Source organism: Paenibacillus pedocola, from assembly GCF_031599675.1.
GTDB lineage: Bacteria > Bacillota > Bacilli > Paenibacillales > Paenibacillaceae > Paenibacillus_AQ > Paenibacillus_AQ pedocola.
Genome location: NZ_CP134223.1, coordinates 3,460,559 through 3,481,565 on the forward strand (window position 1 = coordinate 3,460,559; position 21,007 = coordinate 3,481,565).

Sequence of the window (21,007 nt, forward strand, 5' to 3'; positions counted from 1 at the left end):
TTGTTATATCATCTCAGCAAGCGCAGCCCGCTCAGAATTACCGCCAGCGTACTTCCCTCATGGCTGACCACACCGGAGGGCAGATTCAGTCCCCCCCAGAAGTTTGATGCAACAAGGATCAGAATCACTACAAGCGCGAATGTAATATTTTGCTTGATCACCCGGCTGGTGCGGCTGCCAAGGGTTATAGCATAAGGGATTCTTGTGATATCATCGTTCATCAGTACCACATTTGCCGTCTCCAGGACTACATCGCTTCCGGCCGCTCCCATGGCAATGCCGATGGAGGCTACAGCCAGCGCAGGAGCATCATTCACACCGTCACCGACCATCGCCACTTTGCCATATTTCCGGGACAATTCCTTAATGATGTTCAATTTGCCGTCAGGCAGCATTTCAGCATGGATCTCTTCAATCCCCACCTGGCGGGCAATGGCTTCCGCAGTATGCCGTGCATCTCCGGTAAGCATAACCACGTGCTTGTTCATGGCCCGGAGCTGTGCAACAGCTTCTGCCGATTGGATACGAACGATATCCTGAACCGCCAGCAATCCGGCAAAACGTCCATCTGCTTCCACGTACACAACGGTTTTCCCGTCCGCTTCAAGTCTTTCTGCCACCGCCTGCTGCTCTTCATCGAGAGTAAGATTACGCAGCAGACTTCTTTTACCGATGAGACAAGTTGTATTATTTACGATGCCGCTAACCCCAAGTCCGGTCACAGCCTGCATCGCAGCAGCCGGTTCAAGCATGATCTGCCTGGCTTCCGCGTGATCTACAATGGCCTTGGCAATCGGGTGCTGGGACAGCTTCTCCAGAGAAGCGGCGAGGCAGAGCAGTTCTGTTTCCGTCAATCCTTGCGCCGGGTATACATCGGTAACCTTCGGTTTCCCTTCAGTAAGGGTTCCGGTTTTGTCGAACACAACCGTCTGTATATTGCCGATTCCCTCCAGATGAATTCCGCCTTTGAACAGAACTCCCTTACGGGCCGCATTGGAGATTCCGGAGAGGATCGCGGGCATAATCGATGAGACGAGCGCACAAGGTGAAGCGACAACAAGGAAAATCATCGCCCGGTAGATTGTTTCCTCCCAGGTCCAGCCGAATAAATACGGCGGCAGAATCATCAGCAGCAGAGCCAGCAGGACAACACATTTTGCGTAAATGCCTTCAAACCGCTCCACAAAAAGCTGGCTTGGCGGAAGCTCGTTTTTAGCCTCCTGCACCATATGTATAATCCTTGAGAGCAAAGTGTCTTCCGCCGCCTTCGTAACCAGAATTCTTAGTGCACCTTGTCCGTTGATAGTTCCTGCAAAGACAGCATCATTCAGAGCTTTGTCTACAGGAATGGATTCGCCGGTTATCGTCGACTGATCCACTGCTGAGCTTCCTTCGAGGATGGTACCGTCGCAAGGAATACGTTCACCCGGCCGGACCAGTACGACGTCATCCTTCTGAAGCTGAGAGGCTTTGATCTTCTCTTCAGACTCCCCCTTTAACAGCACGGCTTCTTCCGGACGGTACTTCAGAATAGCCGCGATATCCTGGTTGGTCTTCTCCATCGAGTATTCTTCCAGCGCTCCGCTTAAGCAAAAAATAAAGATCAGCACCGCCCCGTCCAGCCAGTAACCGATACTTGCTGCACCGACCGCCGCTACAACCATTAAGAGGTCAACATCAAGGTCCTTCTCCTTAATTAAGGTTTCCAGTCCTTCCCAGGCCTTGCGGTATCCGCCGACAACATAGGCCAGTACGAACAAAATAACCGCTCCGGCTTGCATCTCCTGCTTCTCCAGCAGCCAGGCCAAAACAATCAAGACCAGACAAGCTGCGGCTATCAAAATCCCGCCATTCTTCTCCCAAATTGCTCTTATCCCAGATTTCCCTGGTTCACTGGCAAACGTCACTTCTCCCATTGTATCCGCTCCTGTCCCGTTCAAATTAGTGAGAACTATTCTCATTGAATATATCCCCCCCGGGGGCTTATTGTATGTGATTTTTGTCCCACGCCTATCACGATACATGGAAGGCGGTTTATCTCATCCGTTTCTTGCTTTTCTATGCGGACTATTGTAGCTTGATAGTAGTTATTTTTGGGCAAAGCATGTTTTCACAGGAGGCGCTCATGAATTTTGAGCATTATTATTTCACCGCCGGGTTCAATTCGGTACCGGATGAACTTGATCTGGCAGTACTGTTCAGCGGGGAAGGTAAACCTTACCCGGGGCATAAAATGGGACCGGCGGTGCATGATTACTATCTGATCCATACCGTATTGGCAGGTGAGGGCTTCTTTCAGTGCGGCAATATTTCGCAAAAATGCCGCAGCGGCGACACCTTTGTCATTTTCCCAGGTGCACTCTTCAGCTACCAGGCGGATGACACTTTACCCTGGCACTATGTCTGGATAGCCCTCCAAGGCAATTCCGTAGCCGCTCTGCTCTCCGATGCCGGTATTACCAAGGAACGGCCGCTGCTGCATGCTGAGAATGTAGATGAGCTGACCAGTTTATATGAACGGACCCGGCAGTCCTTCCAGCAATCCCCCTATCCGCGTCTGGAGAGTCTGGAGGCTTCGGGCTGGGCACGCCTGCTGCTCCATAAATTCGGGCTTAGCAATCTGGATGTGCTGCCAGCCCGCCCTCAAGAGATGCCGGAGATGATTGACCGGCAGATTGACCAGGCCATCCGCTGGATCTCGCTGCAATTTCACCAGCAGATCAGCATCGACCAGATCGCCGCAACACTCGGCTACCACCGGGCGCATCTGTCCAAGGCTTTCAAGCAAAGGACTGGCCTGTCTCCTAAGCAGTATTTGCTCAAAATGCGGATGGACAAAGCAAAAGGGCTGCTGGAAGGAACGCTGAGCATAGATCAGGTCGCTTCCTCTGTCGGCTTTAACGACGCGCTTTATTTCTCCAAGCAGTTCCGTAAAACCTTCGGTATACCGCCGAGTGAATACCGGGCCGCCCTGCGCAGCAACAATTAAACAGCGGCTTCCCTGAACACAGCAAAACCCCTGCAGCACTTCGCAGGGGTTTTGGATTATGAGGCAAAAAGCGGGCTATCCGGGAATAAAATCCGAAGCTATTTAATGCATAACTTTGTTTAGAATTGAACGGACAAACTCCGTTTTCCCTTCTGTGTAGGCCTCTCTGTCATAGCGGTATTGCCGTGCCAGGGAGAGCTTTACCTGTTCGTATTCTTCCACAGCAGAAGGATGGGTCCGAAGATAGTCACGAAAGGCGATATGCTCCAGATAGCCTTTGCCGTCCTGCGGGCATACATAGAGATGGTAGTTCATGAATCCGTCATCCGCCGTGCGCTCAAAAACCTCCCTGCCTTCAATCCCCTGATTTCCGTGATGCACATAACCAAATTGCTGAAACCGTTCGATAATCTCCGGCAATACGGTATAGCTATCCATTACCAAATCCAGATCGATGATCGGTTTGGCGGACAAGCCTACAACAGAAGTACTTCCAACATGTTCCACGGAGAGGATCAGGTCGCCGACCATCTCCAGCATCCGATCCTTAATCTTGTCGAACTCTTTTTTCCATCCGGGGTTATAAGGAACCACCTCAACAGGGATAACAGAATTTGCGATGACATCCACCTTCTTCACTGAAAAGTTTTCCGCCGATTGTCAACTATATTATAGCAGCACCCGTCAACTGGGATAAAATGCTACCGGCCGTCTCATACTATCCCTAAGCAAATGGAGGTGAAATCAATGCCTAAAAACAGTGCCGATCCCAAGTACGACCGTGACAACAATCGTGCCGATAAGAAGGACAATCAGCAGAATCACGCTTCTATTACTGAAGAACCTCAAATGCTGACCAATGATAAAGCTGCCGATTATGTCCCGAGTCTGAACGGGGTTACCAAAAACGAAACATAACCGTCATTGCCGTGGGGCTGCTCTTTGTCACTATATGACAGGAGCAGCCTTTTAATATTGAATCTTCAGCGGATTGACTTGTCCGGGCTGCGGGTGATAGTCTTTTCTTCTAGGGTCAATTAAAGGAGAATTCAGGATGAAAAAAGCAACGATGAAGGATATCGCCCGCCTGGCGAATGTATCTGTAGCTACGGTCAGCTATGTACTGAATAATGTCAAAAACCAGACGATTCCCGATCCCACGCGCCAGAGTATTCTGCAGATTGCCAAGGAGCTGAACTATGTCCCGAATCTCGCTGCGCGTTCCCTCGTTGTTCAGCGGACAGGAATGGTCGGCATATTAATCAACAAATCTCCCCAGCTTCCATTCTGGAAGCGCCAGAGCTATATGACGCTGGTGGACAGTCTTGAATCAAAGCTTACGGAGTCCGGGTACCATACGCTGCTGATCAGTCTGGATCCCCACAATCCGGCAATGGATGTGATCCGTGAACGGAAGCTGGATGCCGTCTTCGTTGTGGATGTCATGGAAAAGATGTTTTACCGGATTTCTGCTAATTTCGTAGATGGCGTGCCGCTGATTCTGATCGACAGCCTGATCGATGACCGGATGTTTAATCAGGTGAACTATAATTATCCGCTTGCCCTAAAATCTGCTGTATCCGCCGCTGCCGCACCTTCCTGTCTGGTTATGGAGAGCTTTCACAACCAGGCGCTTACAACCTGGATTACGGACAGCTCCGGATTAAGTAAAGAGGATATCTACATTGCTGCTGATCCCGCAGGAGCATCGGGCACGCTGGAGGACTTCTTGCAGCAGAACCGCGGAAAGCATGTCATTGTGATGAATGAATTTCTGGCAAAAGCCGTTGAGCATACCGGACTCGCCTCCTCCATGACAGCACTATGTACCTGCGGCATACCGGAGATTGTCGATGCCGGCACCCGGGTCATCCGATTTCAGAACAACCGGGCGGAGACAGCCTTTGAGCTGATGATGTCGCTGAAGCATATTCAGGAGGATCCAAGAATTTTGGCCGGCAATCAATTTTTGGTTGAAGTTCTCCCCTAAATTTTCTATAATAACTTAAACGTTTAAGTTAAATTAGAATTAGGAGGCTGTTACTATGATCCCTTCTGCTGCCGGTGCTGATAAGCCGTTGTCTGCGGCTCCTATGAAGTATCCAAGTCTGCACAAGAACCGGATATTCCTGCTGCTGTTCTCAGCAAGCACCTTGTCCATTCTGGGAAATGCTTTTCACAGTCTGGCGCTAAGCCTCTGGGTGCTGCAGTCCACCGGCAGCGCAAAAATGATGAGTATCATGACGATTAGTAACCTGATCCTGTGTTCCTTGCTGGGCAGCGTTACCGGTACCCTTGCCGACCGTGTTGACCGCAGAACGCTGGTCCTGTGCTCCTATTTCGTTCAGAGTCTAACGGTGCTGGGTATTGCCTTCACGCTGACACAGCCCTCTCCCTCTTTTCTCCTTATCGTTTGCCTTACCGGAATGGTTACTGCTGCCGGTCAATTTCAGGCTCCGGCATTTCAGGCTTCGCTGCTCACGATTGTTGGCAAAGAGCATATTCAGCAGGCTGCGGGCTGGATGACATTGTCCGAGAATATCTCACGTACGCTGGGTTATGCCCTCGGCGGCATATTTGTCGCTGCTGTAGGCGGAGCCTGGGCGGTATTTGTGGACGGAATGACCTTTCTAATGGCGTTTCTGCTGATTCTGGCCGCCGGTTCCTGGTCAAGCAAATCCGCGGCCGAGAAACCGGCCAAATCATTCAAACAGGACGTTGCCGGCGGCTTCCGCTACATCTGGGGCCACTCTTTTGCCAAAGCGATTACGATCCTCCTTCCCGTGCTTGCCCTATTTTTCCTCTCCTGCCTGATGCTTACCCAAGTGATGGCTGTACAAGTATGGAAGGCGGCACCCTTTCAGTTTGGACTGCTCGAAGGCAGTATTCCGCTGGGGTACATGCTGGGTTCAGGGATGATCATCCTCGCCGGAAGCCGGATCAAGCACCGCGGCCGCGTGGTCTCCGCAAGCTTGCTGCTGTTAGGGCCGCTATACATGCTCCTCTCCATTACCGAATCAATGAATGCTGCACTCCCAATCATCCTACTGATCGGGTTCACCTTCTCTTTCAGTACGCTTCTGATTAACATTATCCTAAGGCTGGAGGTGCCGGAGGAGCTGCAGGGCCGGATGTTCGGTGTGCTCGGTTCACTGATGAGTGTAGCCCCGCCTATGGGGCTGGCGCTATTTTCGGCCGGTGCGGATGAGTTCGGGGTGGCTTCGGTCATGTTCGCTGCGGGGCTGCTGCTCTGTCTATTCGGATTCGTTTCTGTGCTCAAGCTTGAACAAATCCGCAAATATAAATAAAGTCAGGCCGCAGCTTTTGTAGTAAACTGATTTGAATTAGGGATGCAGATGGATAACGAGCAAATAGGAGTGAGCAAGCATTGAACCAATATGATGTTATTATGCGCTACTTGCGCAGTAATCCGCTGAAAAATGTAACGCCCTTAAAAATGATGACCGCCTATCGGGGATTTATTGACAGTTACCTGATCGAACAAGGGGAGCACTGGGGAATTCTGCTGCTGCTGCCGGCAAGCTGCTATTCTTTCGACAAGAAGATGTATCCTGGTGCGGATTCCATAGTACTGATGGATTACAGCAGTCCGGAATTGGTTCCGGCAATCGTTGAACATATTCCAAGAGACGCTAAGCTGGTGTTCAAGCTGCAGCAGGCAGCGCGGATAGCTATTCAGGAAAATTTCCCGCTGCATCCGGTCCGCAGCTTCTATTCGTACTCTACAGAACCGGATCAAAGCTTCAGTCCGGATGAAGCCGCCATAGTAAGTGAACAGATTGATGAGCGGCTGCTTCCGTTATGGTACAGTAACGGTTATACTTTGGAAGAAATCAGGCATTATTTTCAAGATGGGGCTTTTTCAGTGGCCCTGTATGATGGACTTACTCCGCTCAGTACCTGTATCGTGTTCCGTAACGAGGAACAGATCTGGGAGATCGGCGCTGTGCATACAGCCGAAGCAGGCCGGAGAAAGGGGCTGGCAGCACGTATAGTCCGCACAGCCTTACATCACACTCTGCAAAGAGGTTACACACCAAGATATCAGGTACAGGATACCAATACAGCTTCCATCCGGCTGGCTGAAGCAGTTGGTCTAACTCTTGCTGTGAAGCTTGAGCACTGGATGAATTACATAGATCAGCCGAAATAAGTTAAAGCGCTTCTCCTATATGTGGAACTTCTATAATATAATGTTCGTATGAGCTTGTAAGATGTTCAGCGACTACAATTCACTTAAAGGAGTTTACTCATGAGCTATCAACCCTTTGGACAACAAGATTATTACCCGCCTCCTCCTTCCCCGCCGGCTCACACCAATGGTAAATCCATTGCTGCACTGGTACTGGGGATACTATCAATCATAACCCCTTATATTGGCCTGTTATTCGGTATCATTGCCATTATAATGTCAGCCATCTCCCTGAAGGAGATCCGCAACCGTTATGAAGGAGGCAGAGGGCTGGCCATCGCCGGGCTGGTCTGCGGCATTATCGGGACGATTATCTACGCGCTGCTGATCTTGCTGTTTATTATTATTATTTTATTTGCTGCCGGAGCGGGCAACGATGCAATCAACACCTTCAACTTCAGCACGAACAACATCTAAGCGTCCGGCTGATAAGGATAAGACAGACATCTTCTCTTAACCAAAGGAAGCTGACACCGGTTTCGATAACCGGTATCAGCTTCTTTTGGTTTACTGCGGCGGAGTCCCCTTGGACAATAGAATGTTGATGTTCTCCTGCTGGCGGTATTCGGTCGGTGTGAGCTGGAACTTCTTACGGAACATTTGCGTGAAATGCCGCATGTCCTGATAGCCCACACGCTCCGCAATCTCGGCCAGCTTCAGCTTAGGATTAAGCAGTAGCAGCTTCGCCTGCTCCAGCCGCAGGGAGGTGACGTACTCCTTATACCCCTGTCCGGTCTTGTGTTTGAACAGCTGACTGAAATACGCCGGATTGAGGAATACCACCGAGGCCATTTTCTCGAGCGACAGATCCTCGGCGTAGTGCTCCTTGATATAATGGAGGGCGACATCGATTGCCTTCTCCCCGCTGCCCTTGAGCGGCTCCAGCTCAAAAGCCTGTGAGGCCGAAGCCTCCCTCATCCGTTTAACTACCTGAGGAACCGTGCTGAAATCGTAGCTTAAGCCGGAATGCAGGATCTGAAAAGGGACTTTCAAATAATGGGTGAGATGCTCACGGACCTCCTGCTGAAACTCCTCGATCACCGAGTTCTCCCGTAAAGTAACCAGACCCAGCAGACTCTGGCGGTCATAGCTAACCACAAATCCCCGTCCATGCCGCTCGACCAGCTCAGACAGCACATTTTCCACGATAAAGTGCTCCAGCCTGACGCTTCTGTCCCCGGGATCCATCTGCACCATCACCAGATAGTAATTACTGAAGTCTTCGATAAAAGGGCCAATGTCAAGGTTGCCGATATCTAGCCCCGATGCAAGCCGCTGGAACACCCCTTCACGCAAAAACCGCAGGCTCGCCCTCAGCCGTTCGCCCTGCCTGGAAATGTCACTGTCCTTCTGGATCTCCTCAGTGAGATTGTTGATAATCTCCTGCAGCTTGTTCTTGCCGATAGGCTTTAGCAGATAATCCTTCGCCCCGAGGCGAACCGCCTCCTGCGCATAAGAAAACTCGCTGTGTGCCGAGATCACAACCCATTTCACATAGGGATATCTGCGCTTTGAAATCTTCATAAATTCCAGTCCGTTCATTCCCGGCATCAGGATATCGGTCAGGACAATGTGGATATGCTGCTCTTCCATCACCTTAACCGCATCCTCGGCTCTGGCTGCAACATAAACCTGATATTCAGGGTACATATTCTCGATTGTGCGCTTGATGCCTTCACGGATTACCCGCTCATCATCGGCGATGAGAATGTTCACGTAAGCGTGTCTCCTTCCACATTAATCGGCAGCAGGATCGCAACCTGGGTTCCTACTCCGGGAAAGCTCTGGATCTGCAGACCATACGTCTCACCGAACATATGCTGCAGGCGGCGGTGCAGATTCTGAAGTCCGATGCCGCTTTTACCGGCTTCCTTCGGACTGCCGCCCTCGAGAGAATCGTGCAGCCGCTGAAGCTGTCCTTCATCCATCCCGTTCCCGTTGTCTTCCACGATTAATTTCAGAATATTCCCTTCCTCGCGGGTATACACCTTAAGGATCCCCTGGCGGCCAAGGGATTCCAAACCATGTTTGACCGCATTTTCTATGACCGGCTGCACCGTCATCTTAGGAACCCGGATAGGGAGCCACTGTTCATCGATGTCTGTAACAATCACCAGCCTGCCTTCCAGCCGGATTGAAATAATCTTCAGGTAGTGGCCGATCTGTTCCAGTTCTTCCTCTAGCGTGACCTCCGCCCCGTCCTCCCATTGACTGCTGTAACGGAACATGGATGACAGTGACAACACCAGCTCACCAAGCTGCTCATTCCCTTCCTCATCGAGCATCCAGTAGATCATGTCTAAGGTATTGTACAGGAAATGCGGATTCACCTGAGACTGGAGCGCATGCAGCTCCGCGTTCTTCTCGCTGACCGACGACAGCTTCACCCGTTCGATCAGCTCTTCAATCCGCCGCACCATCCGGTTGAAGGAAGCGACAAGGATGTTGATCTCCTGGTATGAGGAAACATTCACCATGCCCCGGAAGTTGCCGACCTCCACCTGCCGCATCTCGCGGATCATCTTCTTCAGAGGGGAGGATATACTCCGCGATACAATGAAAGCGATCAGCGTGGAAACAATAATCAGAATCGAAATGACGATCAGCAGATAACGCTTCATCTCAATCAGTTCCACATTCAAATCTTTATCCGGTGTAATGCTCATAACCCACCAGCCCGAGAATGATAGCTTGGAGGCGACAATCAGACGATCCGGTTCCTGTTGGACCATTACGTCCTCTGCGGTCTGCAAGGAGGGCAGATTCTCTACCACCGGAGACGGATCTGTAGCGGATGAGACAAAACGTCCATCCTGTGACATCAGATAGACCTGGCTGTGTGCACCGAGCTTCAGGTTGTCTAAAGCGTCCAGAACAGGCTGGGGATTCGTCTCATAGAGGACAATACCAATCGGTTTATGCTCATTGAGGTCAAAGATTTGCCGCCCGAAAGCGAATACAGGACTGTCCTCGACCTGGTCGATCAACGAATGCTCGTAGACCCCCAGCCAGACCATTTTCCCTGAAGAAGCGCGCAGCTGTTTATACCAGTCCTCAGTCTTGTAATCCGGATCAACCACATTCATATAGTTGCCGTAATTATAGATTTTCCCCTTATCGGTAATGACATGAATCCCGACCAGATCATCGCGTGAATAAAAGATAGAGCCGATGATATTGGTGATAGTCTGTTCATTGATAAATGCCACTGCCGGTTCATCCGTTGTTTCATTGAGCAGGCGAATCATCTCAAAGTTATTGCTTAGTGATTTCGATAAGGCGTCATACCCTTTATAGAGCAAGGTGAACAGCCCCGCCGTTTGAGCCACATTCTTCTGCGACAAATCGCTGATCTTTTCATGCAATTGAACCGTAGTCCGGTTATAGTACAGCAGGCTGACAATAAGCAGAATACTGGACATGCAAAAAAGAAACAGCAGAAACAACCGGTGATGGATGGAATGAAAGCCGTTTCGCATAGGACTCTCCTCCTTCTTAGCACCCTGTCCTGCCGTTCCCTATTATAAATCCAATGCTTTTTGTAAAGCAACGCTTATCTAACCCTTAACCGCCCCTGCTACCATGCCCTTCGTAATCCGGTTCGACAGGAAGAAGTAGATCAGGATAACCGGCAATGCGCCCATGACGAGAAATGCGCCGATATCGCCGTAGTTGACCGAATACTGGCTAACGAAGGTGTACACCCCGAACGGCAATGTTTTCAGCTTCTCGGAAGAGATAAAGGTGGCTGCGAGAATATATTCATTCCAGATATTGATGAAAGTCAGGATGCACACGGTCATTACCGGCGGTATCGATACCGGAAGAATGATGCTGCGGAAAATCCGGTAGACACTGGCCCCGTCGATGAAGGCAGATTCTTCAATCTCGTGTGGAATGTCCCGCATGAAGCCTGAGAGAATAAAGACGGCGATCGGCGTGGAGAATGCAATGTACGGCAGAATCAGCGACCAATGCGTATTCAGCACATGAATATGTTTGAATATGATCATCAGCGGCAGCAGAGTGGCCTGCATCGGGATCATCATCCCCATCAGGAAAATCGTCATCACGATATTGCCGTACTTCCAGCGGAACCGAGAAATCGCATATGCCACCATCGAGGCCAGCACAATGACGCAAACCATCGTTGTTGCGGTAACAAATACGCTGTTACTCAAGTATTTCAGATAACTGCCGGACGTGTAAGCCTCACTGTAGTTATGCCATTGGAACGATTTCGGGAAGGAAAAGAAGCTGCCGTCCATAATTTCTTCGTTGGTCTTCAGTGAGTAGAGAACTAACCATAAGAGCGGATATAACTGTGTGACTACAGGAATGGCGAAAAGAAGATACACGATTCCTTTTTTAAATTTTCGCATGACCGCGCACTCCTTTTCTAATTAAACTTTCGTTCAATCCGGTTAAAGATCGTATTGATGAATCCGGTAAAGACCAGGCAGACCACAACCAGGAAGGTCGCTATCGCACTACCGTAGCCATACTTGAAGGAACCGAATGAACTGGTATACATATGCGTGGAGATAACATCCGTAGCATGTGCCGGACCGCCGCCGGTCATAACCATAACCAGATCAAATGCCTGCAGGGAACCGATAAATGCCAGTACAATAGATATTTTAAAGATCGGGACAATCAGCGGAAGGGTAATGTAACGGTCCGCTTTGAAGCCGTCTGCCCCGTCTATTTTTGCCGCCTCATAAAGCTCATCCGGAATATTCTGCACCCCGGTATATTGAATCAGCAAATGATAACCGAAGTACTGCCATAGGGATACAAAATAAAGCGCGAACATCGCAATTTTGGGCTCCGTCAGCCAGTTATGTGTCCAGCTGTCCAGTCCCAGGGAGACCAGTACGCCGTTAAGCATACCGCCCATGGATGTAGGGTTGTACACGGTTTTCCACAATTGTCCAATGATAACGACGGACAGAATGACCGGTGTAAAGTAAATGGACACCAGTGTGTTGCCTTTTTTCAAATAACGGTTTAGCAATATCGCCATGAACAGGCACAGCGGAATTTCTATCATGGAAGCAACAGCATATAGCAGGGTTCTTCTTACGGACGGCCAGAACACCGGATCATTAAAGAACATATCCTTGAAATTGCCGAGGCCAATAAACGTTGAAGCCGTTAAGCCATCCCATTTGAGCAGTCCTGTGTATACGGATACCACGATGGGAACAAACACAAGGCACACATACAAGAGCAGACATGGCAATACGAAGACGGCTATTGTACGCGCTGGCACCTTAAGTACTTTCATCTTTCCCGCCTCCTAAACAAGCAGATTCTTTGTCTATATCCATTAGAACCCGGTGCGAAGCAGCTTCTTAAGTCCGCTCCGCACCGGTAATGGTAGCTGTATTTGTTACTTCTTATTCTTTATTTGCTTCATAAGCGGTTTGATGTTCTTTGGCCACAGCCGCGGAATCTACTTTTTGGACGAACAGGTTCTGGATGCTGCTAAGGTGCACTTGGGCTGTGGCCGGGTTCATGGTGTTATCAAATGCCAGGTCGCCGCCCTTAACTTGGTTGAACAGGCCGGCAATGTTAACAGCCAGATCAGAGTAACCGGCAGCTTTCAAGTCGCCGTCTACCTTTTGACCGATACCTACAGCATTTTTCAATTCAAATTGTTTCTTAGGATATTCGGAAGCGAAGAAGTTGAGGAAATCTTTGGTTTCCTGCAGGTGCTCACTATTAGCCGATACGGCAAATGCGCTGCCTGGTGCCAGCATGAATTCGTTAGGGTCACCCTTGCCGTTAACAGTAGGGAATTGGAAGGCTCCAACTTTACCGGCTACAGAAGAAGCGTCAATGGCGCCTGTTTCCCAGGATCCGATGGACCACATTGCGGCTTTACCGGTTTTGAAAATGTTACCGCCGGCATTGGCATCAATTGAAGTTGCACCGTCAGGGAATGCTCCTGCCTGAACCAGCTGCTGGAACGCGTCTACAGCTTCAATGAAGGCCGGATCTTCAAAGGTTTTCTTGCCGTCAAGCACATCCTGGAGGAATCCGGGACCGCCATTGGTGCGCAGCAGGATGTTCATGAAGAGGAACGAACCTGTCCAGGAGTCCTTTTCACCGATGGCCATTGGGGTAATGCCTTTATCTTTCAGGATTTTGACATCCTGCAGCAGTTCTTCGAAGGTGGTTGGTGTATTCTTGATTCCGGCTTGGTCGAAGAGTTCCTTGTTGTAGTAGACCACTTCGATATTGTTGCCGTCAGGGAGCGCATATACATTGTTGTCGAAGCTGTAGTAATCCAGCAGACCTTCCTGGTAGGTATCCTTCAGGCCGTTCTGGTCCAGCATATCGTTCAACGGTGCAAACAATCCGGCGTCTACAAAAGGCTTCATTTGTGCGGCCGGGTTAACAATCGTAATATCAGGTACTTCTTTAGAGGCTGCCTGTGTTTTCAGTTTCACTTTTTGCTGGTCTGTGTTCAGGGTATCCAGCTCGATTTTGACATTTGGATGTTCCTTCATGTACTGGTCAGTCAGCTCATGAATCATTTTGTAAGCTGGTGTAGCCGGGTCGGGATAGATGTTCTGGAAGGTGAGCGTTACCTTTTTGCCGCTGTCAGTAGTTGCAGTAGCTGCGTTGCCGCTGTCAGTGCTCTTCGGTGCGTTAGTGGCTGCGCCTTCATTGGTGTTGTTGTTCGAGTTGCCGCAAGCTGCCAGGCTGAGTGCCATTACTGCGGTTAATCCGATTGCAAATGACTTTTGCATTTTTGTTTTGACCATTTGTTTAATGCCCCCTAACTCGTGATAGGCTTATTATCATCTGATTAAGCGCTTCCAACAAGGTGTGAACTACAGAATAAAGGTTTGTTTTTTCTATATATCCGTTTTATCCTTAGGGGCCTGTTCGGCAGCCGAGACGAGCAAAAAGCGGCAGCTAAAGGGATTATTCCCTTTATAGCTACCGCTTCTGCGATGTGAGAACTATATAATATTTATGGTAAGAAACATTCTGTTGCACTCTCTGCAGCAGATTGCCGGATTATCGGCCAGATTACTCATTCTATTGTACTTTGTACATCAGAAACTTGTTTTTCAAGTGCTTTTGCCCCATACGTCCGAAATCTAATGCACGAAATACAGTAGAATGTGATTTGTCTCCGATTATTGAGAAATCTATTGCACGAAGTGCAATCCTCCAATAAATCCACCTCTAACAATCGGAGCCAGGTCCTAGTTCATAAGCAAGTTTAGCTGAGCTAGTGAAATCGTTAATGAAATTGTTATTGTCCCCGCTTCCACTCCTTCAAGACACTCAGCAGTCCGGGAACATCCAGCCCGTCCAGTGAAAAGGCTTTGCGCAGCAGATCATGGGGAATGAATTCATCATACTTCCCGAGGTAAGGCGCCTCATCCGGCCCGAGCAGAGACAGCGGATCGGTTGCCGCAGTACTCTCGGCAATGATCTCCTCCTCCAGCGTTTCGGCGTCCGTACGTCCGGCCACAACCATATAATACGGCTCCATCGGCACGATGGAACGCAGCCCGAGCCGGCCCTTGAGGTTGTTCTTCAACAGGCGTTCCAGCGTTCGGAACTGCCGGCTTCCCGCCCAGGGCAGAATGAACATGGAATCGCCGCCAGCGGGCAGCACTTCGCGCGTCAGCAGGCCGCTCTCCTTGGCCAATCGGCGCGCCCGTTCAAGCCTTGCTGCTGCGCTTGGCGCAAGATACGGATAGAGTGCCGTCGATCCCAGCACCTCGCGGATCTTGGCCATGATGCGGGTATGCACATCGCCGCCGGCACCCAGCCATAAGGTATCTACCTTACCGCGCGAGCTTTTGACATAGACCGCTTTGTGGCGGGTGTCAACCTCCTCAATCTTCCACAGCTTGCCGGCGAGGGTGAAGCAATAGCCGGGCGGCGGCACCGTCGTAATTGAGCCGATTTCCTCGGTACCGTTGTACACCACATGCTCTTCATCGTCCTTGAACACCGCGTAGAAACGGAAGTTGTTCACGATCTTCTCCCCGGCCAGACCAATCAGCACCGTGCCTTCCTCCATCGTTTCGATATGGCCCATGCCGATCATATATTCCATAAAGGTATCATAGTCAGCAGGATCAATTCCCTTGAAGGAGGGCAGGCTCAGTACTGCTTCCTTCAGATCCTCCGGCTCGGCTTCGCCCATGCTCTTCAGAATGCTCATCGTCTGATGATACAGCAGCCCTACCGGAAGCTGCCGCACATTCAGCGGCTCCACCCATTTCTCGCGCACGTAGAGCTCGATGACCGCGATCGCCCGCAGCAGGGTCCACGGCATCCGCGCCGGAAGCTGCGCTTCCTCGTCCTCTTCCTCCGGCGTGACGAAGATCATCTCCGAGGCGGCATCGCCGCGCCGCCCGGAGCGTCCCAGCCGCTGGACGAAGCTCGCGCAGCTGTAGGGCGCCCCTAGCTGGAGCACGCGCTCCAGCTCGCCAAGGTCAATGCCCAGCTCCAGCGTAAGCGTCGCTGCAGCCACCGCCGGACCGGGACCCTGCCGGAGCGCGGCTTCCGTCTCTTCGCGCAGCATCGCGGAGATGCTCCCGTGATGCACATGGAACACATCCCGCTCGCCGCGCTTCGCGGCCATCCGCCGCATCTCCAGGATGGTCTCCTCCGCATCCGTGCGGCTGTTGGTGAAGACCAGCGCCTTCTTCAGATGCGTATGGTCATAGATGAACCCATAGTAAGCCTGGCGTGCCCGTTCCAGATGCTCGGCCTGCACCTCGTCCCGCGCATCCGGGAACGAGAAATGCTCGACGCTGAGGCGGAGCTTGCGTCCCCCTTGCGGCGCCGAGACCTCCACGCTCTCCCGCGTTCCGGCGGCCAGCCATTCCGTCACGGAGGCGTAATCGCTAAGCGTGGCGGAGAGACCGATCCGGCGCGGATGGCAGCCGGCCATCCGCGAGATCCGCGCCAGCTGGCTGAGCACCTGAATGCCGCGGTCCGCGCCCATAAACGCATGCACTTCATCGACAATGATGAAGCGCAGATCATGGAACAAGGCCGGAATGGCATTCGGCCTGTTCATCAGCAGACCTTCCAGCGACTCCGGGGTAATCTGGAGGACGCCGGAAGGCTTCTGCATCAGCTTCATCTTATCCGCCTGCGGCACGTCGCCATGCCAGTGCCAGACCGGGATGTTGCCTTCGCGCAGCAAATCATTTAACCGTGTGAATTGATCATTAATCAGCGCTTTGAGCGGCGCAATATAGAGGATTCCCACGGAGCCGGACGGACGCTCGTACAGCTCGGTCAGCGCCGGAAAAAATGCCGCCTCCGTCTTTCCGGAAGCCGTGCCGGAGGCAATCAGAAGATGATGCGGCGTATCGAACAGCACGCGGCAGGCATCTACCTGCGCCTCCCGCAGTGTCTCCCAGCGGTTCTTATAGATGAATTCTTTAATGAAAGGAGCCAGCCTGTAGAACGGATTGTCACTCATAGGTCAAACTCCGCGAGCAGCCCGTCCAGCTCATTATCTTCTGCAGCGGCCGGTTTAGAAGTGCGTTCGCCTACCAGCTTCTCGAAGGAAATCTCCGGGTGCTGGCTGAGCGTATGCAGCAGGTCCATGAAGTCGCGCACTACTTCACGCGGGGTCAGCAGCTCATCTGCACCGAGTCTGCCGACAGCCTCCTCCATGAAATACACCAGCTGTTCCTGTGTCAGCCTGGCCTCATAACCGTAATGCAGGGCATGAATATCCCGCAGCTTCTGCAGGAGCACCAGGATCTCTTCATGCGAGAGCATCTCCAGCGCAATGATCGGGCCGGTGAAGTTGTTCAGTCCGGCTGCGCCGTACCGCCCGGCAACAAGCCGGGAACGAAGCGCTTCGTAGCTGAACAGGCCGCGGCGACCGTCCTCAACGAATTGCGGGGTGCCCCCGATGAAGATGCCTAGGCGCTCGGCCTTGCCCTGCATGGTGTCATTGAACATGGTCAGCAGCTTCTCATAGTTACTCTGCCGGGAGATGCTGTTCGTAATCTTGTAGAGGTTCACACCTTCATCAATGAACAGCAGCAGCCCCTTATAACCGATCGCACCGGTGAATTCTGCCCAAAGCTTCATATAATCGTACCAGTTGTCATCGTCGATAATAACGCCTACACCCAGCGCCTTCCGCGCCTCCGTACGGGTGGCGAACTCGCCGCGCAGCCAGCGCAGCGCATCCTGCTTAAGCTCATCCTCTCCAAGCTTATGCCCGTTCCAATACGCAGCCAGCACCTTGGCAAAATCAAAGCCGTGCACCAGCCCCCGCATCTCGGAAGCTACGGTATAGATCCGCTGCTCCACTTCTTCCCCGAGCTTAGGAGAGTCCGGCAAATAACCGTTCTCCTTCATCACTGCCTGCTGGAGGGTAACAATCCATTTCTGCAGCATGATCTCCAGTGCGCCGCCATCGGGACGTGTGCGTGTCGATAGATGGCTCATCAGCTCCCGATAGGTGCCCAGGCCCTGCCCCTTGGTTCCGACCAGCCGGCGTTCCGGCGACAGATCGGCATCGGCGACTACAAAGTCCCGGTCCATCGCATAGTTGCGGATAATCTGCAGCAGGAAGCTTTTTCCGCTGCCGAATTTACCAGTGATCAGCTTGAAAGCGGAGCCTCCCTCAGCAATATTGTCCATATCTCTGAGTATCGCTTCCACTTCCGGCCGGCGGCCGACTGCAATATGCTCCAGCCCGATTCGCGGCACCACCCCTGCGGTCAGCGAGTTAACCAGCGCCGTTGTCATGCGTTTTGGTATTTTCAATTCATTCATTCCGGAATTCACCTCATTAAATAGTGCAGCATAGGTATCCATTCGTCAGCCACTCGCTCTCCGTCGATCAGCAAATCGCCGAGATGGTTCATTGCAAGCTCATTGATTTCATCAAACAGCAGCTCCGGCATCGTTCCTGCGTCGGCTGCCAATTTGTTCACCGTAAGGAGCCCATCCTCCTCAGCCAGCGCTAGCACCGCTTCACGCTGCAATGGAGTCAGCTCCGCATTAAACTGCTCCCATTCCGGATGGTCCCCGGCTTCTGTGTGCGCCATCACGGTTTCCATGTCATCCGCCACTGCCTCCGGTTCATCCGGTTCTAAGCCAGTAACTTGTTCCGCAGGTATGATCGCCTGCTGTTCAATAATATCCGGCTCATCGTTCTCATTGTTATTTTCCGGCTCCGCCGTATCCTCCACCGTAAGCAGCGTACGGACCACCTCGGAATCGTTCTGCAGTTGCTCCAGCTTCCGCTGATCAATGACAACTGCGGGCCCCTTCGCTTCCTGCTCGGCTTTGCGGAACTCCCGCTGCAGATACTTGCCGATCAGCTCGTCCATATCCGCATCGACCTTGATATCCTTCAGCCGTCCGCGATAGCCCATCAGCTCTCGCAGCTTATTCTCGGTCAGACGGAACAGGCGGGTGATCAGGCTGCGCAGCGGCGGTGATTTGCTGATCCTTACCACGGGTACAAGCACTGAATAACCGTAGAGTGAAATGTCATACACTGCACTGCGGAACAAATAACGCTCTCTCATCACCGCCGGACCCGGCGGGAACATTTCTACTAAATTAGATCCGTGTTTACGGGCGACATAAGCATCGATTAAAGCCACAACCAGAGGGATGTATCGTTCTGCAGCTTCTTTACCCTCACCCATATAGAACTTGGACTTGCTGATATCATAGTCAGACATCACCGTTAAGACTTCGAAGGTCAGCTGCTCCGGGGCAGCTGTCAGGCAGCGCATTAATTCAATCTCTGCCAGATCACCGGCAAGTCCGCGGGAACGGGCGACGATGCCCGACAGCGGAACCTCCAGCTTATGGACAAAAGCGAAGTCAGCCATCCAGCCGCCGAGATATTGATCCAGCCGTTTGTACTGATCCCTGTACGCTTCCCATATCAGACCCAGCTGACGGTAACCGTCCTGCGGATCTGTCCAGCCCACCCCGTTGATCAGCTCATACACATGCAGAAAGATATAGGAAAGATCCGTCTTCGGATACCTACCCTGCCTCACCTCATCCCGCCAGAAGAAATACCACCTGCTCTGCGCTCCGGTCATATGCCCGTAGGTCGGCCAATAGCTCTTAAAGGGGACAAACAGCGCCGCCGGCCCCTTTTCTCCGGCCAATTCCCTGGCACGTGCAACAAATTGGCTTTCTGTTGTCGTCACCGGTTCAGGCTTCTCGTCCATATCCCATAGCTGAATCTGCACCGCATCCTCTGAACTTTTTTTGGGTTTAGCGGCGGTAGGAATGGGCATCCCCGATTTCACTTCACTACGCGGAGGGATCGGAACATTCTGCTCCGTGCTTTCCCAGACCAGTTCCGTGAAATGCGGCTGGTTCCTGTCACTTGTCATCTTCATCACTCCAATTCACTTACGGCAGACATGATTTCTTCCAGATCTTATGAAAAAACGGTCCTGTTCACATGGTGTGAAGGAACCGTTCTGTTCGCGAATTATCCGAGCCTCTTGTACAATTCACTATTCATATTAGCACTGTTGCCGGAATGACATCAAGTAGCAGATGGACAAGTTTATGCTCTTAGTCGAGCTCGATCCCTTTGGTCTCTTTTCCCAGCAGTAGTACCGCAAGCGCACCAATGACAATCGTTACGAAAAACAGCAGGAATATCGAGCTGATGCCGACCGATTTCCCTACGAGCACACCTACCAGCAGTGGTGCCAGAATCCCGCCGATCCGGCCAAAGGAGGTGGCCAGCCCCGCACCCGTGGAGCGGATTGCTGTCGGATACAGTTCAGGAGTGTAGGCATACATGCCGCCCCATGCGCCGAGATTGAAGAATGATAGGCAGATCCCGGCAGCCATGAGCATGCCTTCGGTTGTCGCATTCCCGAACCAGGCGGCACTTCCTGCAGTCAGTAGTAAATAAATAACAAGCACAAACTTACGCCCGAACTTCTCTATGAAATACGCGGCTGTGAAGTAACCGGGCAGCTGAGCGAGCGTCATGATGAGCACATATTCGAAGCTCTTGACGAGGCTGAATCCTTTCAGCACCATCACCGTAGGCAGCCACAGGAACATTCCATAGTAAGAGAAGACCACGGTGAACCAAAGAATCCACAGCATAATCGTCGAACGGCGGTACTCCGGTGACCAGACAGTAGCAATCCGCTTACCCAGCGGTACCGGTGCTTTTTTCTTCATTTCCGCAAACCGCGGTGAATCCTCGATGGCACGGCGTAAATAAAGAGCGTATAACGCCGGAACGGCCCCTATGGCAAAAGCTACTCGCCAGCCGTAATCCGGAATGACGAAATAGGCGATTAAGGCCGCAGCGATCCAGCCCACCGCCCAAAAGCTCTCCAGAAGGACGACAGCCCTTCCTCTTTCCGCTGCAGGCATGCTCTCGGATACCAGCGTTGAGGCAACAGGTAATTCTCCGCCCAGGCCGAACCCGGCAATAAACCGCAGTACACACAGTATGGCAAAGCCCGCCGCAAAAGCCGATAAGCCGCTCGCCAGGGAGAAGATCAGCAGCGTCCATAGCAGCACTGATTTGCGGCCGAAACGGTCGGCCAGAATGCCAGCCGCCGCAGCACCGGCAGCCATCCCTAGAGAATTTATACTGGTTAAGAGTCCGATCTTCTCCGGACCCAGCTCCCACTCTTTAGCCAGCGCGGCAACGACAAACGAGATCATCCCGACATCCATGGCGTCGAACATCCAGCTTAAACCAGCGCTCAGCAGCAGCTTGCGCCTCTTCGGATCGCGCAGCAGCGTCATTTGATTCATCCTCAAGCACCTCTTTCTAA

The 21,007-nt window shown here is 51.9% G+C and carries 17 protein-coding genes; 6 read left to right on the top strand and 11 right to left on the bottom strand.

Annotation, left to right across the window (positions count from 1 at the left end; all coding sequences use genetic code 11):
* Window positions 1–8: 8 nt before the first annotated feature.
* Window positions 9–1,961, bottom strand: coding sequence for a heavy metal translocating P-type ATPase (locus QU597_RS15090; RefSeq protein WP_310828780.1), 1,953 nt, complete (start codon window positions 1,959–1,961; stop codon window positions 9–11).
* Window positions 1,962–2,125: 164 nt separating this feature from the next.
* On the opposite strand from QU597_RS15090, the gene QU597_RS15095 reads away from it, so the two are divergent.
* The gene (locus QU597_RS15095) at window positions 2,126–2,989 is read left to right on the top strand and encodes an AraC family transcriptional regulator (RefSeq protein WP_310828781.1); all 864 of its coding nucleotides are present in this window, start codon (window positions 2,126–2,128) and stop codon (window positions 2,987–2,989) included.
* 102 nt (window positions 2,990–3,091) lie between these two features.
* Here the strand turns inward: QU597_RS15095 and QU597_RS15100 are convergent, their stop codons facing one another.
* Window positions 3,092–3,628, bottom strand: a complete 537-nt coding sequence (locus tag QU597_RS15100) for a GrpB family protein (protein ID WP_310828782.1) — start codon at window positions 3,626–3,628, stop codon at window positions 3,092–3,094.
* Window positions 3,629–3,736: 108 nt separating this feature from the next.
* Between QU597_RS15100 and QU597_RS15105 the strand changes: the two genes are divergently transcribed.
* From QU597_RS15105 to QU597_RS15125, 5 genes are all read left to right on the top strand, one after another.
* The gene (locus QU597_RS15105; RefSeq protein WP_310828783.1) at window positions 3,737–3,907 is read left to right on the top strand and encodes a hypothetical protein; all 171 of its coding nucleotides are present in this window, start codon (window positions 3,737–3,739) and stop codon (window positions 3,905–3,907) included.
* 136 nt (window positions 3,908–4,043) lie between these two features.
* Window positions 4,044–4,979, top strand: a complete 936-nt coding sequence (locus tag QU597_RS15110) for a LacI family DNA-binding transcriptional regulator (protein ID WP_310828784.1) — start codon at window positions 4,044–4,046, stop codon at window positions 4,977–4,979.
* A 55-nt stretch (window positions 4,980–5,034) separates the two neighbouring features.
* A complete protein-coding gene (locus QU597_RS15115) occupies window positions 5,035–6,297 on the top strand; it encodes an MFS transporter (RefSeq protein ID WP_310828785.1) in 1,263 nt (420 codons plus the stop codon).
* A gap of 80 nt (window positions 6,298–6,377) precedes the next feature.
* Window positions 6,378–7,163 (top strand): GNAT family N-acetyltransferase, encoded by a 786-nt coding sequence (locus QU597_RS15120; protein WP_310828786.1) that lies wholly within the window; start codon window positions 6,378–6,380, stop codon window positions 7,161–7,163.
* 99 nt (window positions 7,164–7,262) lie between these two features.
* Entirely contained in the window at window positions 7,263–7,619 is a 357-nt protein-coding gene (locus QU597_RS15125) for a DUF4190 domain-containing protein (protein ID WP_310828787.1), read from the top strand.
* Between the two features lie 90 nt (window positions 7,620–7,709).
* On the opposite strand, the gene QU597_RS15130 is transcribed toward QU597_RS15125, so the two are convergent.
* The 9 genes from QU597_RS15130 to QU597_RS15170 form a co-directional block, all read right to left on the bottom strand.
* Window positions 7,710–8,918: a response regulator gene (locus tag QU597_RS15130; protein WP_310828788.1), complete on the bottom strand. Its 1,209-nt coding sequence runs from the start codon at window positions 8,916–8,918 to the stop codon at window positions 7,710–7,712.
* Window positions 8,915–10,681, bottom strand: coding sequence for a cache domain-containing sensor histidine kinase (locus QU597_RS15135; protein ID WP_310828789.1), 1,767 nt, complete (start codon window positions 10,679–10,681; stop codon window positions 8,915–8,917). The genes QU597_RS15130 and QU597_RS15135 overlap by 4 nt, the downstream gene beginning before the upstream one ends.
* A gap of 78 nt (window positions 10,682–10,759) precedes the next feature.
* Complete coding sequence (locus QU597_RS15140) at window positions 10,760–11,584, bottom strand: carbohydrate ABC transporter permease (protein ID WP_310828790.1); 825 nt, start codon at window positions 11,582–11,584, stop codon at window positions 10,760–10,762.
* 17 nt (window positions 11,585–11,601) lie between these two features.
* Window positions 11,602–12,492: a carbohydrate ABC transporter permease gene (locus QU597_RS15145; RefSeq protein WP_310828791.1), complete on the bottom strand. Its 891-nt coding sequence runs from the start codon at window positions 12,490–12,492 to the stop codon at window positions 11,602–11,604.
* Between the two features lie 112 nt (window positions 12,493–12,604).
* Window positions 12,605–13,978, bottom strand: a complete 1,374-nt coding sequence (locus QU597_RS15150) for an extracellular solute-binding protein (protein WP_310828792.1) — start codon at window positions 13,976–13,978, stop codon at window positions 12,605–12,607.
* 500 nt (window positions 13,979–14,478) lie between these two features.
* Window positions 14,479–16,677, bottom strand: coding sequence for a DEAD/DEAH box helicase (locus tag QU597_RS15155; protein WP_310828793.1), 2,199 nt, complete (start codon window positions 16,675–16,677; stop codon window positions 14,479–14,481).
* Window positions 16,674–17,993, bottom strand: coding sequence for an ATP-binding protein (locus QU597_RS15160; RefSeq protein ID WP_310828794.1), 1,320 nt, complete (start codon window positions 17,991–17,993; stop codon window positions 16,674–16,676). The genes QU597_RS15155 and QU597_RS15160 overlap by 4 nt, the downstream gene beginning before the upstream one ends.
* An 8-nt stretch (window positions 17,994–18,001) precedes the next feature.
* On the bottom strand, window positions 18,002–19,585 hold the full coding sequence (locus QU597_RS15165; protein ID WP_310828795.1) for a TerB N-terminal domain-containing protein: 1,584 nt from the start codon (window positions 19,583–19,585) through the stop codon (window positions 18,002–18,004).
* Between the two features lie 187 nt (window positions 19,586–19,772).
* Window positions 19,773–20,987, bottom strand: a complete 1,215-nt coding sequence (locus tag QU597_RS15170) for an MFS transporter (RefSeq protein WP_310828796.1) — start codon at window positions 20,985–20,987, stop codon at window positions 19,773–19,775.
* Window positions 20,988–21,007: the final 20 nt, after the last annotated feature.

What these genes read in the sequence shown, in the direction of transcription:
- QU597_RS15090 (WP_310828780.1), bottom strand. Translation starts at nt 1,961, where the DNA reads ATGAGAATAGTTCTCACTAATTTGAACGGGACAGGAGCGGATACAATG.
- QU597_RS15095 (WP_310828781.1), top strand. Translation starts at nt 2,126, where the DNA reads ATGAATTTTGAGCATTATTATTTCACCGCCGGGTTCAATTCGGTACCG.
- QU597_RS15105 (WP_310828783.1), top strand. Translation starts at nt 3,737, where the DNA reads ATGCCTAAAAACAGTGCCGATCCCAAGTACGACCGTGACAACAATCGT.
- QU597_RS15110 (WP_310828784.1), top strand. Translation starts at nt 4,044, where the DNA reads ATGAAAAAAGCAACGATGAAGGATATCGCCCGCCTGGCGAATGTATCT.
- QU597_RS15115 (WP_310828785.1), top strand. Translation starts at nt 5,035, where the DNA reads ATGATCCCTTCTGCTGCCGGTGCTGATAAGCCGTTGTCTGCGGCTCCT.
- QU597_RS15125 (WP_310828787.1), top strand. Translation starts at nt 7,263, where the DNA reads ATGAGCTATCAACCCTTTGGACAACAAGATTATTACCCGCCTCCTCCT.
- QU597_RS15135 (WP_310828789.1), bottom strand. Translation starts at nt 10,681, where the DNA reads ATGCGAAACGGCTTTCATTCCATCCATCACCGGTTGTTTCTGCTGTTT.
- QU597_RS15140 (WP_310828790.1), bottom strand. Translation starts at nt 11,584, where the DNA reads ATGCGAAAATTTAAAAAAGGAATCGTGTATCTTCTTTTCGCCATTCCT.
- QU597_RS15145 (WP_310828791.1), bottom strand. Translation starts at nt 12,492, where the DNA reads ATGAAAGTACTTAAGGTGCCAGCGCGTACAATAGCCGTCTTCGTATTG.
- QU597_RS15150 (WP_310828792.1), bottom strand. Translation starts at nt 13,978, where the DNA reads ATGGTCAAAACAAAAATGCAAAAGTCATTTGCAATCGGATTAACCGCA.
- QU597_RS15155 (WP_310828793.1), bottom strand. Translation starts at nt 16,677, where the DNA reads ATGAGTGACAATCCGTTCTACAGGCTGGCTCCTTTCATTAAAGAATTC.
- QU597_RS15160 (WP_310828794.1), bottom strand. Translation starts at nt 17,993, where the DNA reads ATGAATGAATTGAAAATACCAAAACGCATGACAACGGCGCTGGTTAAC.
- QU597_RS15165 (WP_310828795.1), bottom strand. Translation starts at nt 19,585, where the DNA reads ATGACAAGTGACAGGAACCAGCCGCATTTCACGGAACTGGTCTGGGAA.
- QU597_RS15170 (WP_310828796.1), bottom strand. Translation starts at nt 20,987, where the DNA reads ATGAATCAAATGACGCTGCTGCGCGATCCGAAGAGGCGCAAGCTGCTG.